This is a genomic window from Dyadobacter crusticola DSM 16708 (assembly GCF_000701505.1).
Classification (GTDB): domain Bacteria; phylum Bacteroidota; class Bacteroidia; order Cytophagales; family Spirosomataceae; genus Dyadobacter; species Dyadobacter crusticola.
In genome coordinates, this window is sequence record NZ_JNJB01000018.1 from 1 (window position 1) to 15,089 (window position 15,089).

Genomic DNA, 15,089 nt, shown 5'->3' on the forward strand with positions numbered 1-15,089 from the left:
CGCTTCCAGCTTTCTACTTGAATAAATATTGCTCATATAGCCAAATACGAGCACTTTTAACAGCATCTGGGGATGGTAACTTGCCGGACCGGTCAGGTAGTAGGCGGCATTGAGCGGCTCTAAATTGATCTTATTGATCACATCGTTGACCACCCGGACAACGTGCCCTTTGGGGACAAGATCTTCTAAACTTGGAGGAAGCAGCATCAACTGATGCTGGTGATAAGGCTTGAAATTAGGCTGTCGGCGACCCATTTTTCTTTGGTTTGCTTATAACTAAAGATAATCAATCCAGAAAAATTACCCAAACCTCTAAAATGAAAAAAGACTGCCTCATTTGAGACAGCCTCTTCTGTTTTATCCGCTAGGCGCTACGGTTCAACCACTTAAATCTGCATTTCATCTTTTTTATCTAGGCTTGTGCAACCTTTCAAATTACCTTTACATCTGTTAAGCATCGCAGCTCATTTTTAGTGGTACCCAAAAATTTTTCAAAAAATTTGTTAAAAACAAGGTACTATGTATTGCAAGATACCTAATGAAACCTATATATTTGTAAGGTCAATTAGTTACAATGAATTCTGTTCGGATTTTTTGAATGACTGAAAACAAAAACGCCATGAAAACGATCAAATTACTGCTCATATTCTTAGTACTGTTCAGCTTCAGGGCCGGAGCTACGGGTTATGTACATAATATGTTTGTAGCCCATAAAAAGCTGCAGGCAGGAAAAGAGGTGGTAATTGAGAAAGCGGTCGTGAAAAAGCATAAATCCATTGCCAGAACTACAAAGCCGGCTGTTCAGGCAAAAAGCGCTGCATTGTTTAACACAAGTCTGGCTGGCAGCAATGCATCCGTAACATTAAACGAGCGGATTTTAGAAGAAGGCCCCAGTTCTTTCTTTAAAAATGAAAAGAGTGAAAACGCAGATGATTCAATTGTAACTAAAATAATCGGAGCTTTTCGGTGCATGGTTTATGCATTCGTAGGTTCTACTCCACTGGGAAATTCGTAGACAATCATACTTCTATCATTAATGCAGAAGAGCGACCATTTGGCCGCTCTTCGTTTTTTTATCCAACCACATTGGTCAATGTTCCAATCGGTTCAATGGTAATGTGTACCACGTCCTCTTTTTGAAGTGTGAAATCAGAAGGTGGAATAATGCCGGTACCGGTCATCAGGTAAGCGCCGTGCGGGAAAGACATTTCCAGGTAAAGATATTTCAGCAGCTCTTCCGGCTTCCGCTTCATTTGAGCCAAAGTAACTTCCCCATTGAAAACCTCCTCTCCATTCCTTACAATAGACAAATCAATTACCGTATCGTCAGTTAAAGGATACTCGGGTACATACAGGCAGGGGCCCAGTGCGGCGCTGCCTGTGTAAGACTTCGCCTGCGGAAGGTACAATGGGTTTTCACCCTCGATACTTCTTGAACTCATATCATTCCCGATCGTGTAACCCACGAGTGTACCCGAAGAGGAAGCAAAAAGTGTGAGTTCAGGCTCGGGAACATCCCAGGAGGAATCACGGCGAATGCGCACGGTCCCGTGATTTCCTATTACACGCCAGGCCGTTGATTTAAAGAAAAGCTCCGGCCTTTCAGCTTCATACACACGATCGTAAAAACTTCCGCCACCTGCTTTTTCCGACTCTTCCATGCGGGCTGTGCGACTTCTGAAATAAGTTACACCCGAAGCCCATACTTCCTGCGAGCCAATCGGCGCCAGCACTTCAGGCATCGGCAGATCGTCGGTGAATATGATCGGAATTAATTGCTCGGTTTGAATTTCAAGCCACTCGTACAGATCGTCGCGGTTAACAGCCAGATCCCAATCCGTTTCGTGCAAGCGATAAAATGTATCATCCTTTTCGAGAATAATGCCGTTTTGTGTTTTGTATAATTTCATCGGTTACAGCTGTTTTTTGGTTCAATAAGGCTTTCGGGTTTTTTCTATACTGTTAATTACACCTGTTGAAAAGGATCGGGCCATTCTCGAAATCATTAATCAGGCTTTCCAAAGCCGCCTGTCAATAGGTATCCTTTCCTGTGAAATGAGCGAAACTCCTTCGAAATCAGGATGCTGAGGATGAATGATAATGTTAAAAGAAAAGGGAACAATGACGGAAGGAAGCCCTACTGCCAGTATATCGGGACTGATTAACCAGTCTTTGAGCCAGTATTGTGTACGATCATAATTCCGGTCCTGCCAAAAACCCGGCATTTCATTTCTAGCGTAATACCTGATCTGATCTGGGATTTGAATGGAGGAGAGCCAGTACATCGGAAGATCTTCATAGCGAACTCCCGGTGCGTGGGCAAGGGTTTCTACCAAACCCAGCTCGGGCGTAGATGTTGTATATAAGACGCCGATTCCTTTAGGATTCCAGCGTGCTCCAAAGAGCCGGCTGCCCTCAGCTGAAAGTGCACTGTCTTTAAATTTTTCCCGAATAATCCTGTAAACAACAGCCATAAAACTGCGATCAGGCAGGTAGACCGTAATCCAGGCGCCCCAGGACATCGTCCACCAGCCCGAAGCCGGTAATTGTGTCCATCAATTGAAGCGGCGATTGGTCGTCTAATTCAGAAAGTGGTGTACGCAGCCAGTTCCTGACAGTACCCGCTTTACCTTCGAAAGTATCCAGCGCATGGAGCAGCACATTCCGCAGCAGCAGTAATCTTTCAGAAGCATCGGTACCGAGTCTCTTATCAGCCTGAATGCGGTGCAGGTTGCGCGGTGTCATTCCCAGCACAAATGCAATCTCGTTGTCTGTTAGCCCAACCAGATCAGCAACTTCGTCAGCTTCCGACCGCAATACTCCCTCCCGGGAAATGCGGATCAGGCTGAAATCAGAGGAATGCTTTGATCCGTAGGGAACAAAATCTTCCTGAAACATGCGAAGCGGCGCTGACATACTATCCTTTTAAGGTGACCTATGTCCTAAATATAAGTGACTTTTGTCGATTCTCAAAGTTTGTCTTTCAGAAAATCAGCAGTGTAGTTGCCTTCCAGCTTAATCATCTCCTCTGGGGTTCCTGTAAAAGTTAGCTGCCCGCCATCGTCGCCACCTTCCGGGCCGAGGTCGATAATCCAGTCTGCGCTTTTGATGATCTCCATATTATGCTCGATAATAATAACAGTATCCCCCTGCTCCACCAGCGCATTGATTGCTTTCAGTAATTTTTTAATATCATGAAAATGAAGTCCGGTAGTAGGTTCGTCAAAGATAAAAAGCATCTTACCCTTGTTGGAAGAGCCTTTTCCAAGGAACGAAGCCAGTTTGACGCGCTGCGCTTCTCCGCCCGATAATGTGTTAGAAGACTGTCCCAGACCCACGTAACCCAGCCCAACTTCCTGCAAAGGCATTAACCGCTCTACCAGCTTAGGTTCACTGCCGCGGAAGAATTCAATGGCCTCATCGACTGTCATATCCAGGATCTCTGATACATCTTTTTCATTGTACCTGACCTCCTGTATCTCCTGTTTAAACCGCTTTCCATTGCAGCCTTCGCAGGTCAGATAAATGTCGGCCATAAACTGCATTTCTACTTTCACCTGACCCTCGCCCTGGCAAATTTCGCACCGGCCGCCGTCGACATTAAATGAGAAATGGGAAGGTTTATAGCCTCTCGCTTTTGAAAGAGGTAAGTCCGCCATCATCTGGCGAATGTGATCGTAAGCTTTAATGTAAGTAACCGGGTTAGAGCGCGACGATTTTCCGATCGGATTCTGGTCGATCATTTCCACTGCATCAATGCGGTCAACACTACCGATCAGCTCGTCAAACCTTCCAACTTCTTCGCTGAATTCCCCTTTCAGGCGCATTAATGCAGGGTAAAGCAGCTTTCGGATCAGCGTGGATTTTCCCGAGCCACTTACGCCGGTAACTACTGTGAGCACATTGAGCGGGATTTTTACATCAAGTTCTTTGAGGTTATTCTCCCTTGCGCCTTTGATTTCGAGAAAATGCAATGCTTTTCTGCGTACGGAAGGTACCGGAATGGAATCGTGGCCGAGCAAGAAATCAATGGTATGTGACCTCGTTTCAGGATCGGTATTATATTCTTCGCCGCTCGCTTTCAATGCAGCGATATCTTCCTGGTTACCCTGGAAAACGACGTGACCACCGCCAGTACCCGCTTCCGGACCGATATCGATGATCTGATCTGCTGCGTGCATTACCTCTTCTTCATGCTCCACCACGATCAATGTATTTCCAAGGTCGCGCAACGATTCGAGTACTCCTACCAATCGCTGGGTATCTCTCGGGTGCAATCCGATACTAGGCTCATCGAGAATGTACATAGAGCCCACCAATGCACTTCCGAGCGAAGTGGCAAGCTTAATGCGCTGGAATTCACCGCCTGACAAGGTACTTGTAAGCCGGTTCAAGGTCAGGTAACCCAGTCCGACGCGGTTCATATAGTCCAGTCGCGTTTCGATCTCCGTCAATACGCGTTTCGCCACCTGGCGATCATGTTCACCAATTTCAAGATTTTGGAAAAAGACGGAAACATCTTTAATCGGCATTAAAACCAGATCGGTAATGGAAGCGCCGCCTACTTTTACAAACGATGCATCCTTTCTCAGGCGCGAGCCGCGACAGTCGGGGCAAGTAGTACGGCCCCGGAAACGCGAGAGCATTACGCGGTACTGGATCTTGTGCGTCTGCGATTCCAGATCCGCCACAAAATCATTGATACCCTGAAAATATTGATTACCGGTCCAAAGCAGGTCTTTCTGCTGCTGCGTCAAATCTTTGTAGGGCCGGTGAATGGGATAATCAAATTTGATTCCGTTGCGCACAAGCGGCACCAGCCACTCACTCATTTTTTCAGTGCGCCAGGGTGCAATCGCACCTTCGTATACGGACAGGTTTTTATCAGGAATAACCAGATCGGGATCTATTCCCAATACTTTACCAAAACCTTCACACCGCTTGCACGCCCCGAATGGATTATTAAAGCTGAAAAGATTGACACTCGGCTCTTCAAATGTCATTCCGTCCAATTCAAACTTATCCGAAAAAACCCGGCGTTCCCCATTGACTACCTGGGTAATGCAAACTCCTTCCCCTTCAAAAAAGGCAGTTTGGACCGAATCCGAAAGGCGGTACTGCGTGTCTTCATCGTCGGCTTTTACTGCAGCGCGGTCGATGAGGATAAAAATCTGGTTTCCGGCTTGGGGGAAATTGTCGGGGTTCTCTATAATATCTTCAATGGAAAGCACTTCCTCATTCAGTACAATCCTGTTGTAACCTTTGGAAAGCAGAATAGTCAGCTCTTCGGCCTGTGTGCGGCCTTCGCGTATCAGTAACGGCGCAAGTACCATTACCCGGGTACCTTCCGGATGTGCCAGCAAATAGTTGACTACATCAGTAACCGAATCTTTTTTCACCATTTCCCCTGAAATCGGAGAATAAGTGCGCCCAATGCGCGCGAAAAGCAGTTTCAGGTAATCGTAGATTTCAGTAGAAGTACCTACCGTGGAGCGCGGGTTGCGGGTATTTACTTTTTGTTCAATGGCGATCGCAGGCGAGATACCTTTAATGTACTCTACCTCGGGCTTTTCCATTCTTCCCAAAAACTGCCGCGCGTAGCTGCTCAGGCTTTCGACGTACATGCGCTGGCCCTCCGCAAAAAGCGTATCGAATGCAAGTGAAGATTTGCCTGAACCAGACAGGCCGGTGATTACGACCAGCTTATTGCGTGGAATTGCGACATCCACATTTTTTAAATTATTAACTCGTGCACCTTTGATCAGAATGTATTCTCTCGGGTCAAGTTCATCAAATTGGGAAGCTTCGATCCGAGCAAAAGGTAAATGCATCATAAAAGGATTTAATGGAATTCAGGTTCAAGTTTGTTAATGACGTATCTAAATGCAAACCAAAACCAGGCTTATTTAGTTTGGCTTGCAAAAGGGGAAAACAAGGGGTATATCAGAAAGATGCGGAGCCCGCCAATTGGAAAGACATTCCTTTTTGAGCAGCATCTTCGAAGATCGGATCCGCCAAATGCCCCCAGTTGGTCACGTCGGACATACAGTCTGACAGCACGGTTACTTTCGGGATCAATTCAGGCGCATAGCGGATGATCTGGGCAATGCTTGTAGCTACGCAATGCGACCTCGCTTCGCCGGCAATAAGGATTCGGTCAAATGCATTCAACTTGTCCAGAAATGCAGTGTCAAGCTCAGTTTCAGCGGCACCTGCAACAGGTACCTGCGCTTTAAAGACTCCAAAATGCTCGGTAAGCGGGTTGATACCTTTTTGAACTGCAACATAATCCCGCCCGGTACGGTGGGTCCACGCCAGAATAGCTTCCAGCAGCGCATCATCAAGCGCAGCACCTTTGGAGCCGATTAAACAATGCTCGGGCCAGATGAAATGCTTGAATTCTCCCTGCCGCTCCAAAGCTTCCAGGTACTCGGTTACATATTCCTGATGGTACCTGGGCGTCCATTTGCCAGCTTTCACAGCAGCCGGAGTAATCAATGTAAATGGCGCAACTGTATTTCCATTCTGGTCTTCCCAAAAAAGCGGGTGTGCAATATCCAGGACTTTGTGCGTATCGAGGGTTACGAAAATGCTGCCAATCTTGTCTCCTTCAAGGGCGATCAGTCTGGTCAGCCGCGCGATATCTTCCTGCGCGCCGGGCACGAAAAGTGTTCCCAGCGGATTACAAAAATCATATTGTGCATCTATAATCAGCAGCGCAGTCTTTTTCATGATAGCAGTTTGTAAAAGAAACTATTCGATCTGAGTGGGAAGTTCCAGCTGTCGCGCATACATTTTGGAACACAAATTATAAACCAGTTGCAGCATCCGGTTGGCATCTTTGAGGTAATCTACCCGGTAGTCTTCGTCCAGCTTGTTCAAACCATTTAATATCGTTTGGGCCTTTTTGGCTATGTACAATGCGCATGTATCTGCGCGCGACGAGTACGTTTTCAGGATAGACGGATAGGCTTCCAAAAAGGTATTCATCAGGAAAAGATTCAGTTCCAAACCGCCGATTTTGTCTTTGGTCACCTTCACGTGGTAAGCGATGTCGCCGCTCAGGTTCCGCATATCCATTAAAATCCAGCCGGGTGTATTCTGGTTGAATTTCGATGTACGTATATTCGATGTACGTATAATGGTAGCCATGATATCTTCCCGTCGTTCAGGTATGGTCGAGCTATCTTCAATCAGTTCAAAATGAAGCCTGTCGGAGAGTGTTTTATCTTTGGTAATGAGCCGGAGGAGCAGTTTATCCTTCTCCTTGGCAGGCATCTGGATAATTGCCTTTTTAAGCTGATCTGGTAATGCCATTCAAATGAGATTGATAACTTTATTTAGAATCCCGGATTCCTCCGCTTAACTTTATCCGCCATTAAAGCATGAGGTTTTTTGACAAAAATATCAGATATGTCTAAATATCTATCCATCTCTCTGAGCGGCGCTATCTTTTTAATCTTCCTTTTTACGCTCTTTGTAAATGCGATCAATGTACCTTCATTTGACGATTACGATACAACGCTGAACTTCATCCGGCGGTTTTTTTTTGACACCGATTCTTTCAGTATGCGGGCGGATATTCTGCTCAGCCGCCATAACGAACACCGCATTCTGTTTTCCAAATCCTGCGCGGCGATCTACTATTCTTTATTCGATCAGCTTAGTTTCCGTAACCTGGTTTTAATCCAGAATATTTTCTTGCTGGGCTTTTTTGCCTTGTTGCTCCGCATTGTCAGCTACAGCAAGCTGCTAAGTCCCGAATTGGTACTTATATCCTGCATTTTCCTTTTCAGTCTGGCTTTTTGGCAGGTTACATTCTACTACTGGGGAGGAATTCAGCATTATACCGTTTTTTTCTTCTCATTCCTCAGTTTGTACACAGTCAGCAAAGCGGATAAGCTGGTGAGCGGATACTTTTTTTTGAGTCTTATTGCTGCAACACTGTCCGTACTTTCGTTCGGAAACGGATTTATCGCATTGTTCCTGGGCGGCTTTATCTTGCTGATACAAAGGAAGTGGCCGCTGCTCGCGCTGTGGGCTGTACTTTCAATGGTCATGCTCACAGTTACATTCCTGCATTTGCCAACGATGAATGCGGGCAGCAAAGCGCCCTTTAATATTGAATGGATGGCGCGTTTGTTGTTTACATTCCTGGGAAGCTTTGTTTATCTCAATCCCAGTTCAGGGCAGGTGGCGAACATCGTGGTTTGTATGGGCGTAGGTTTAATCGTAATGCTGACGTGGCTGTGGCTTTTTTTTCGCGGATATGCATTTAAAAATCCATTGCTTTACAGCTTACTGTCGCTGCCTATTCTCACTGGTATTATTGTTGCTATTTCACGTTTCGACGCGAAGGCGGGTGGCGGAGTAGCGCCGAGATATATGTTTTTTACGGCAACTATCCCGATTATACTGGTGCTTATTTTGCTGGATTTAAGGATAATTAAGCCGGTTTTGTTAAAGTATATAGCCGGTATCGGCCTGGTGCTCTGGGTTTTTGGTTATTTCAACAACCTGCGCGAGCTCAAAAAAACAAACAACGAAGTGGTAACAACAATCGCGCAATGGCAGCACGATCATAGTACGCCATTGATCTATTACCGGGAAGCAAAAGCGTACTCTGAAATTATGTCGTGGGCCATCAACGAAAAAGTAATTAAGATCCCTCAAAATTCAAGATGATTTACGAATGACGATTAGCAAAAATGGCAAAGGAATTTGCGGGAAGGAGCCTCTAAGTATTAAATTGCGACATTTGTCGGTCAAATCTATATACACATTATGATATCAGTGGCAATGTGTACTTACAACGGCTCGAAATTCATTTCAGGGCAGTTAAAGAGTATTGCTGACCAGACTTTGTCCATTGACGAGTTGGTAGTGTGTGACGACGGTTCGAAGGACAATACAATTGAGATCATCAGGAATTTTGCAGAAACAAGCGGGTTTCCCGTCAGGATTTATGTAAATGAGCAGAACCTCGGTTCAACCAAAAACTTTGAGAAATGCCTCACGTTGTGTGAAGGAGAAATTATATTTCTCTGTGACCAGGACGATCTCTGGCGGGAAGACAAGGTTGAAAAACAGGTTGCTTACCTGAATCAGCACCCCGACATCGACGCGGTTTTCAGCGACGCGATCATGATTGATGGCGATTCAAAACCAATCGGCAGAAATATCTGGGAAGAAATTGAATTCAATGCGGGGGGGCAGTCTAAATGGAAAAAAGGGAAACCACACGAGATCCTGTTCCACGGATTTGTAGTGACAGGCGCTACCCTCACGATCCGCAAATCCTGCCTGCAGCGACTTACCCCATTCCCAACCCACGTACCCGACCTGATCCACGACGCCTGGATCGCCATGGTACTGAGCCTGGAAAACAAAATAGACTTTATCGCAGAGCCGCTGATCTCCTATCGGATCCATTCAAGTCAGCAGGTAGGTTTTGGTGGGAAAACCGAGAAAGTACACCTGAAAGACAGGTTTGTAAGAGATCGGAAGAAAAAACTGGGACCACTTGCAGAGAAAGCGAGCAAGCTGAACGAGATGTACCTGCTCCTCCGATCCCTGCCCTTTGTGCCGCGCGAGAAGCTGATCAAGCTATATTTGTCGCAACGTCACTTTTCGAGCCGGGCCTCATTGCCGGACAACCGTGTAAAAAGGGTGACGCCCATTATAAATCAGGTGCTAAGGGGATATTACCGGTTCAGCAGCAAAGATTGGTGGTTGCCCGCGATCGGGGATTTGTTGGAATAAATACTATTATCTAGAGTGAAATCAGATCAGGAAAAAGCCCCCGCAGCCGTTGTAATCCCAGTTTACCAAACCGGTTTGACTGACGGAGAGGCGATTTCCCTGAGGCAATGCGCGAAGGTACTGTCCGCATATCCGATCATTGTCGTAAAGCCGGAAAGTCTGGTCCTCGGCCCGGAGTTCGACGCAGTACCTTCTATTCAGCAGATTTCTTTTAACGACGAATGCTTCAATGGGATTGCTGCGTACAACCGCCTGCTCACTTCCATTGATTTTTACAAAAAATTTACTGCCTACCAGTACATCCTGATCTACCAGCTGGACGCTTTTGTGTTCCGGGATGAACTTTCGGCGTGGTGTGCCAAAGGTTACGATTACATTGGCGCGCCATCTTTGCACCAGCCTGCATTCGACTCGCTGGGTACGCAGCAGGCCCAGCAATTTGCTGATGCACTGACCCAGAATCGCATTGTTTTAAATGGCGGATTGTCACTCCGCAGGGTGGATACATTTATCCGCTATCTGAAAATATACAATACTTTTTATCCCGAATGGAAGGGAAATGAGGATATGCTGTTTTCCCAGGAAGCAACGCGGTTGATCCCCATGAAACTGTTTATGAAGCAGCCTTCGTGGCGAGAGGCTTTGGAGTTTGCATTCGAAAAGAGCCCGGCAGCGACTTATGAGCTCACAAACCACCGCCTGCCATTTGCATGTCACGCCTGGGAACGTTATGATCCGGCATTCTGGCATAGCTTTATTCCTGTAAATCAGTAAGTCAGCACTTTAACAATTTTTAACAAACTATCAGCTGCTTGCGGGCGTTGTTTCAGTTGTTTAATTTAATAGTTAAAAGTCATGAATTTCAGAACGTTTCTGGCATTTGCATTCGCCATTACACTTTCATTGAATGATAGCTTCGGACAAGTTACCGAAAACCCGAAAGTCGATGAACAGTCGGCTCAGTACGTCAAAATCAAGCGCGTAGAATTAACGGAGCAGTACACGATCATCCATCTGCAGTTTGTAGATAAGGTATCAGGCATCCCCAAGCAGCAACAACAGGTGATCCCTTTTCCATTCAATCCAAAACAAGGGATGGCATCCAGCCAGATCTGGCTCGATCCGGAGACGAGACTGTACAAGCCCGGGGAAACTGACAAAAAGTTTAAGTTTATCAAAGCCGAAAATATCCCTACTGCGGGTAAGAAGAACGTAACGCCGGGCGATACAGTCAACTTCGTTGCCTATTTCGAGCGGCTGAGCCCAGGTATTGAGGAATTTGATTTTTATGAAGGCCGGAGCTCGCAGGGAACGCAATCGTGGAATTTTTACGGAGTTCACATCAAAAATCCACTGAAAAAGCAGCCGCAGAAAAATGAGCAAGCCAGTGCGAAAGCAAAGGCACCTGCAAAAAAGCCTGCTGTTGAGCCAGCTGCACCTAAACCTGAATCCAAAGCAGAAGAACCTGCGAATGAAAGCGGAGTGGCTGTTTTCAGGGGAACGGTTTATAATGCAAAGACCAAGCAGCCCATTGCCGCCGAGATCAGGTATGTAGAAAATGGTGATTCCCTGCAAATCAAATCGTCTTCCGGTAAATACAAAATCGGTCTTGACCCTGCTGAAAAATACGATTTCCGGGTAACAGCGAAAGGCTTTTACGGTACAAGCTACAATGTAAGTCCGGCCGACTCAGCTGGGAAAGGCACATTCAGCCACGATTTCTACCTCAATCCGTTAGCAGTCGGCGAAACGATCACAATGCCGAATATCTATTTCGAAACTTCCAAATTCACATTGTTGCCGGAGTCTTACGGAGAGCTGGACAGACTAGTGGACATGATGAAGGAGAACAAAAGCATCAGGATCCGCATTGAAGGCCACACAGACAATGTAGGTGATTTTGACAAAAACCTGGAATTATCAAGAAAAAGGGCTGAGTCGGTACAGACTTACCTCGTCGAAAAAGGCATTGAGTCCAGCCGCATCGAAGCCAAAGGTTACGGAGCAACCCGCCCACTAAGCCAAGGCAGCGCCGAAGAACGCCGTAAGAACCGGAGAGTGGAATTTGTGATTACGGAAGCGTAAGAGGTATTTGTCATCCTGAGCGGAATCCTTTGTCACACTGAGCGCAGTCCCTTTGTCACACTGAGCGCAGTCGAAGTGGAGTGGCATAGTGCCTTTCCTTCGACTGCGCTCAGGATGACAAACAGTCTGCGCTCAGGATGACAAGCAGTCTGCGCTCAGGATGACAAGCAGTCTGCGCTCAGGATGACAAATTTGAACGCTTATGTATTTGCGAGGTGCTACCTAGCCTTAATAATATTCGTAAACTCCCGCGATTTCAGGGAAGCTCCTCCTACCAGGCCGCCGTCGATATCTGGCGATGCGAAAAGTTCTGGTGCGCTGGCTGCTGTTACGCTGCCTCCGTACAAAATCGAAATTTCTTCTGCAACTGACTCGCCGTATTTGGAAGCAATGTGCTGACGCAATGCAGCATGCATTTCCTGAGCTTGCAAGGCGCTGGCCGTCAGCCCCGTGCCTATTGCCCAGATTGGCTCATAAGCAATAACTACTTTCAGCAATTCAGCCTCTGTGAGGTGGAAAAGACTTTCTGTAAGCTGGTTTTTCACAAAGCTGATATAATCCTCATTTTGTCTTTGCTGCAAAGATTCGCCGCAGCAGAAGATCGGCGATACACCGTTTGCCAGCGCTACATTTACCTTCTCAGCAAGTACTGCATTGGATTCGTTGAAATACTGCCTGCGCTCGCTGTGCCCGATCAGCACATATTCCACACCGATAGACTGCAGCATCTGCGCAGAGATCTCGCCAGTGAATGCCCCCGAAACTTTATCTGAACAGTTTTGGGCCGCCAGTGAAAAGTTAGGTGCATTCTCAATATATTTTTTAATAGTGGTCAGATAAATGGCAGGCGGGCAAAGGATGATCTGCGCGTCATTCTGCACTTCATCATTGGCCATATTTACTAATTCGGAAGTAAGCGCAACTGCCTCATCCAGAACCTTGTTCATCTTCCAGTTACCGGCAACAATTTTTTTTCGCATGAGAAAATTTTAATTGTGAAAAACTTCATTTTACGCAACAAAATTATCATAATTCTGTCATTTACCCGATTAAACAGCATTGTTAAATAAAAACACAGAAAGTTTTTAAATACAAAGATTTTTTTGTGTTTAAATGAGATAAAATACCTTAATTTTACTTGCTTTAAATAGCCGTGGAGTTTGATACTTTGTGTACACAGAAGAGAATAAAAGACAGAGTTAAGCCATTTATGATCAGAGTGTTTTTAGCGCTAACAGAAGACTTAACAATCCAGATTTAAAAGAAAGGAGGCCACGATGAAAACGTCTAAGTGGTTATTACTGGCGATCATACTTTTTACTAGCACCGTTTCTCTTGCACATACCGAAGACGTTCCCCCCGTTTCAGAGGAAAAATATGGTTATTTCCTAGACAAAAACCATAAGTCAACGCGCATTCCGTTCGAGCTGCATTCCAACCTGATCCTGTTGTATGCGAAGATAAATGACCGTGATTCCCTGCGGTTTATCCTCGACACGGGAGTCAGCTCCATTATCATCACCGACCCTTACGTGCTCAAACCTGACAAGCTGCGTTTAACCCGGAAGGTTAACCTGACCGGCGCGGGTGAAGGTAAATCAATCTCGGCGCACGTGGCAATTGACAACCGTTTTGCAATGGGCCGGCTCAAAGCAAATCACCAGAACATAGTTGTCCTGGAAGAAGACTTTCTGCGCCTCTCGGAGTACGTAGGTGTGCCGGTTCATGGGATTTTCGGGTACGAGATCTTCAACAACTTCGTGGTCACCATTGATTTCTCGAAAAAAGAACTGGTACTGATGCGGCCCGATAAGTACAAGTATAAGTCGAGAAAAGGCGACAAACATCCCCTTATTATTGAAGATACCAAGCCTTTTACCGACGCAGTAACCCTGTTTGCCGACGGAAGAGAACATCCGATCCGGGTATTGATCGATACCGGCGCAGGTCACGCATTACTGTTAAACAACACACGCAAAGAAACTTTCAGATTGCCGGAGAAAGTGATTAGAGCACAGCTGGGTCGCGGGCTCAATGGAGTAATCAATGGAAATCTCGGCCGCATCGACAAGCTTCGGCTGGGCAGGTTTCAAATGGACAATATCGTTGCCTCATTTCCTGACAGCATAGCTTTCGGGGCCAAATTGAAAGCAGGTACCGAGCGGCAGGGAAATATCGGTTGCGAATTATTGCGCCGGTTTAAAGTGACTATGAACTACCAGCAGCAGTACATGGTATTGAAGCCGGTCAGAAGCCGCATGCGTGAGAAGTTCGAACACGATATGAGCGGAATGGAGATCCGCGCCGAAGGAACAGACCTCCGCTCTTACATAGTAAACCATGTAGTCGATGATTCTCCCGCTTCGAAAGCAGGCTTAATGGAAGGAGACCAGCTGCTCTTTATCGACGATCACGCCGCTACTGATTTAAATGTTAGTGAAATATATAAGCTGATGCAGAGAGGAGACGGCAAGAATATAGACCTGCTCGTCAAGCGGAAAGGGGACATTTTCTTCACCCAGATTACCCTGAAAAGGATGATTTGAGTATTTTTAAGCCAAAACAAACCAAACTCCCGGCTTAATTGGAACGCCTATTAGTCACCGAAGACGGTTCACATTCATTATACAGTTCTCAGTTCGGCCAGCAATACCATTCCCTGCAGGGAGCTCTGAACGAATCCCGGCACATTTACATCAACCTCGGCTTGCAGCCGGTTTTAAGCCAGTCTGAAAATCCTGTTCAAGTTTTTGAAATGGGTTTTGGCACTGGCTTAAATGCATTTCTGGCATGGAAGCTCGCGGACGAGCTAAAAAAGCGGGTAATCTATACAACTGTTGAAGCTTATCCAGTGAAACCTGAGGAGGCAGCATTGCTGAACTATGAAAGCGAGAGCGGCGGATCCGGCTTTATGAAATTGCATGAAGCAACCTGGGGCGAGCCGACGCAGCTTTCGGAATTCTTTACATTCAGGAAAGAGCAGCTCCATTTACAGGATTTTAAGTCCACCGAAATTTTCGACGTTGTTTTTTACGACGCATTCGATCCTCGCGCGCAGCCGGAGCTTTGGTCGGCAGAAATATTTTCCCAGGTAGCAGCCCAAACTGCGCCGGGCAGCGTATTAGTTACATATTCATCCAAAGGGATTGTCAAACGTGCATTGGCCGTGGCCGGTTTCAAAGTAGAGCGGCACAAAGGTCCGGGAAGGAAAACGCATGTTTTGAAAGCGATCCGCATCTGAT

The 15,089-nt window shown here is 46.3% G+C and carries 15 protein-coding genes; 7 read left to right on the forward strand and 8 right to left on the reverse strand.

Annotated elements, in window-relative coordinates; genetic code table 11:
* Positions 1 to 255, reverse strand: a 255-nt coding sequence (locus tag Q369_RS27845) for a transposase (RefSeq protein WP_035333703.1), incomplete at its 3' end; no start/stop codon positions are given.
* Positions 256 to 619: 364 nt separating this feature from the next.
* On the opposite strand from Q369_RS27845, the gene Q369_RS0119240 reads away from it, so the two are divergent.
* Complete coding sequence (locus Q369_RS0119240) at positions 620 to 1,015, forward strand: hypothetical protein (RefSeq protein WP_031529411.1); 396 nt, start codon at positions 620 to 622, stop codon at positions 1,013 to 1,015.
* 58 nt (positions 1,016 to 1,073) lie between these two features.
* On the opposite strand, the gene Q369_RS0119245 is transcribed toward Q369_RS0119240, so the two are convergent.
* From Q369_RS0119245 to Q369_RS0119270, 6 genes are all read right to left on the reverse strand, one after another.
* A complete protein-coding gene (locus Q369_RS0119245; RefSeq protein ID WP_031529412.1) occupies positions 1,074 to 1,910 on the reverse strand; it encodes a fumarylacetoacetate hydrolase family protein in 837 nt (278 codons plus the stop codon).
* 99 nt (positions 1,911 to 2,009) lie between these two features.
* Complete coding sequence (locus Q369_RS0119250; RefSeq protein WP_031529413.1) at positions 2,010 to 2,474, reverse strand: RES family NAD+ phosphorylase; 465 nt, start codon at positions 2,472 to 2,474, stop codon at positions 2,010 to 2,012.
* 10 nt (positions 2,475 to 2,484) lie between these two features.
* Positions 2,485 to 2,916 (reverse strand): Xre family toxin-antitoxin system antitoxin, encoded by a 432-nt coding sequence (locus Q369_RS0119255; protein WP_229206895.1) that lies wholly within the window; start codon positions 2,914 to 2,916, stop codon positions 2,485 to 2,487.
* A 53-nt stretch (positions 2,917 to 2,969) separates the two neighbouring features.
* Positions 2,970 to 5,834 (reverse strand): excinuclease ABC subunit UvrA, encoded by a 2,865-nt coding sequence (uvrA, locus tag Q369_RS0119260; protein ID WP_031529415.1) that lies wholly within the window; start codon positions 5,832 to 5,834, stop codon positions 2,970 to 2,972.
* Positions 5,835 to 5,943: 109 nt separating this feature from the next.
* Positions 5,944 to 6,732 (reverse strand): cysteine hydrolase family protein, encoded by a 789-nt coding sequence (locus tag Q369_RS0119265; protein ID WP_031529416.1) that lies wholly within the window; start codon positions 6,730 to 6,732, stop codon positions 5,944 to 5,946.
* A 21-nt stretch (positions 6,733 to 6,753) separates the two neighbouring features.
* Positions 6,754 to 7,317 carry a hypothetical protein gene (locus Q369_RS0119270; RefSeq protein WP_031529417.1) on the reverse strand — a complete coding sequence of 188 codons (564 nt, stop codon included), beginning with the start codon at positions 7,315 to 7,317 and terminating at the stop codon, positions 6,754 to 6,756.
* Between the two features lie 96 nt (positions 7,318 to 7,413).
* Between Q369_RS0119270 and Q369_RS0119275 the strand changes: the two genes are divergently transcribed.
* The 4 genes from Q369_RS0119275 to Q369_RS0119290 all read left to right on the forward strand — a co-directional run bounded on the left by Q369_RS0119275 (position 7,414) and on the right by Q369_RS0119290 (position 11,847).
* Positions 7,414 to 8,685 (forward strand): hypothetical protein, encoded by a 1,272-nt coding sequence (locus Q369_RS0119275; protein ID WP_031529418.1) that lies wholly within the window; start codon positions 7,414 to 7,416, stop codon positions 8,683 to 8,685.
* Positions 8,686 to 8,784: 99 nt separating this feature from the next.
* On the forward strand, positions 8,785 to 9,762 hold the full coding sequence (locus Q369_RS0119280) for a glycosyltransferase family 2 protein (RefSeq protein ID WP_031529419.1): 978 nt from the start codon (positions 8,785 to 8,787) through the stop codon (positions 9,760 to 9,762).
* Between the two features lie 15 nt (positions 9,763 to 9,777).
* Entirely contained in the window at positions 9,778 to 10,536 is a 759-nt protein-coding gene (locus tag Q369_RS0119285; protein WP_031529420.1) for a DUF5672 family protein, read from the forward strand.
* A gap of 81 nt (positions 10,537 to 10,617) precedes the next feature.
* On the forward strand, positions 10,618 to 11,847 hold the full coding sequence (locus Q369_RS0119290) for an OmpA family protein (protein WP_031529421.1): 1,230 nt from the start codon (positions 10,618 to 10,620) through the stop codon (positions 11,845 to 11,847).
* Between the two features lie 218 nt (positions 11,848 to 12,065).
* Here Q369_RS0119290 and tpiA read toward each other — a convergent pair whose 3' ends face one another.
* Positions 12,066 to 12,827, reverse strand: coding sequence for a triose-phosphate isomerase (gene tpiA, locus Q369_RS0119295; protein ID WP_031529422.1), 762 nt, complete (start codon positions 12,825 to 12,827; stop codon positions 12,066 to 12,068).
* A 297-nt stretch (positions 12,828 to 13,124) separates the two neighbouring features.
* Here tpiA and Q369_RS0119300 point away from each other — a divergent pair, with 297 nt between their 5' ends.
* Positions 13,125 to 14,393 (forward strand): aspartyl protease family protein, encoded by a 1,269-nt coding sequence (locus Q369_RS0119300; protein ID WP_031529423.1) that lies wholly within the window; start codon positions 13,125 to 13,127, stop codon positions 14,391 to 14,393.
* Between the two features lie 38 nt (positions 14,394 to 14,431).
* Positions 14,432 to 15,088 (forward strand): tRNA (5-methylaminomethyl-2-thiouridine)(34)-methyltransferase MnmC2, encoded by a 657-nt coding sequence (mnmC2, locus tag Q369_RS0119305; RefSeq protein WP_031529424.1) that lies wholly within the window; start codon positions 14,432 to 14,434, stop codon positions 15,086 to 15,088.
* Position 15,089: the final 1 nt, after the last annotated feature.

Excerpts from the sequence above, each read along its gene's own strand:
- Q369_RS0119280 (WP_031529419.1), top strand. The coding sequence starts at position 8,785 with ATGATATCAGTGGCAATGTGTACTTACAACGGCTCGAAATTCATTTCA.
- Q369_RS0119275 (WP_031529418.1), top strand. The coding sequence starts at position 7,414 with ATGTCTAAATATCTATCCATCTCTCTGAGCGGCGCTATCTTTTTAATC.
- Q369_RS0119250 (WP_031529413.1), bottom strand. The coding sequence starts at position 2,474 with ATGGCTGTTGTTTACAGGATTATTCGGGAAAAATTTAAAGACAGTGCA.
- Q369_RS0119300 (WP_031529423.1), top strand. The coding sequence starts at position 13,125 with ATGAAAACGTCTAAGTGGTTATTACTGGCGATCATACTTTTTACTAGC.
- Q369_RS0119245 (WP_031529412.1), bottom strand. The coding sequence starts at position 1,910 with ATGAAATTATACAAAACACAAAACGGCATTATTCTCGAAAAGGATGAT.
- Q369_RS0119240 (WP_031529411.1), top strand. The coding sequence starts at position 620 with ATGAAAACGATCAAATTACTGCTCATATTCTTAGTACTGTTCAGCTTC.
- Q369_RS0119290 (WP_031529421.1), top strand. The coding sequence starts at position 10,618 with ATGAATTTCAGAACGTTTCTGGCATTTGCATTCGCCATTACACTTTCA.
- tpiA (WP_031529422.1), bottom strand. The coding sequence starts at position 12,827 with ATGCGAAAAAAAATTGTTGCCGGTAACTGGAAGATGAACAAGGTTCTG.
- Q369_RS0119265 (WP_031529416.1), bottom strand. The coding sequence starts at position 6,732 with ATGAAAAAGACTGCGCTGCTGATTATAGATGCACAATATGATTTTTGT.
- Q369_RS0119270 (WP_031529417.1), bottom strand. The coding sequence starts at position 7,317 with ATGGCATTACCAGATCAGCTTAAAAAGGCAATTATCCAGATGCCTGCC.
- Q369_RS0119255 (WP_229206895.1), bottom strand. The coding sequence starts at position 2,916 with ATGTCAGCGCCGCTTCGCATGTTTCAGGAAGATTTTGTTCCCTACGGA.
- uvrA (WP_031529415.1), bottom strand. The coding sequence starts at position 5,834 with ATGATGCATTTACCTTTTGCTCGGATCGAAGCTTCCCAATTTGATGAA.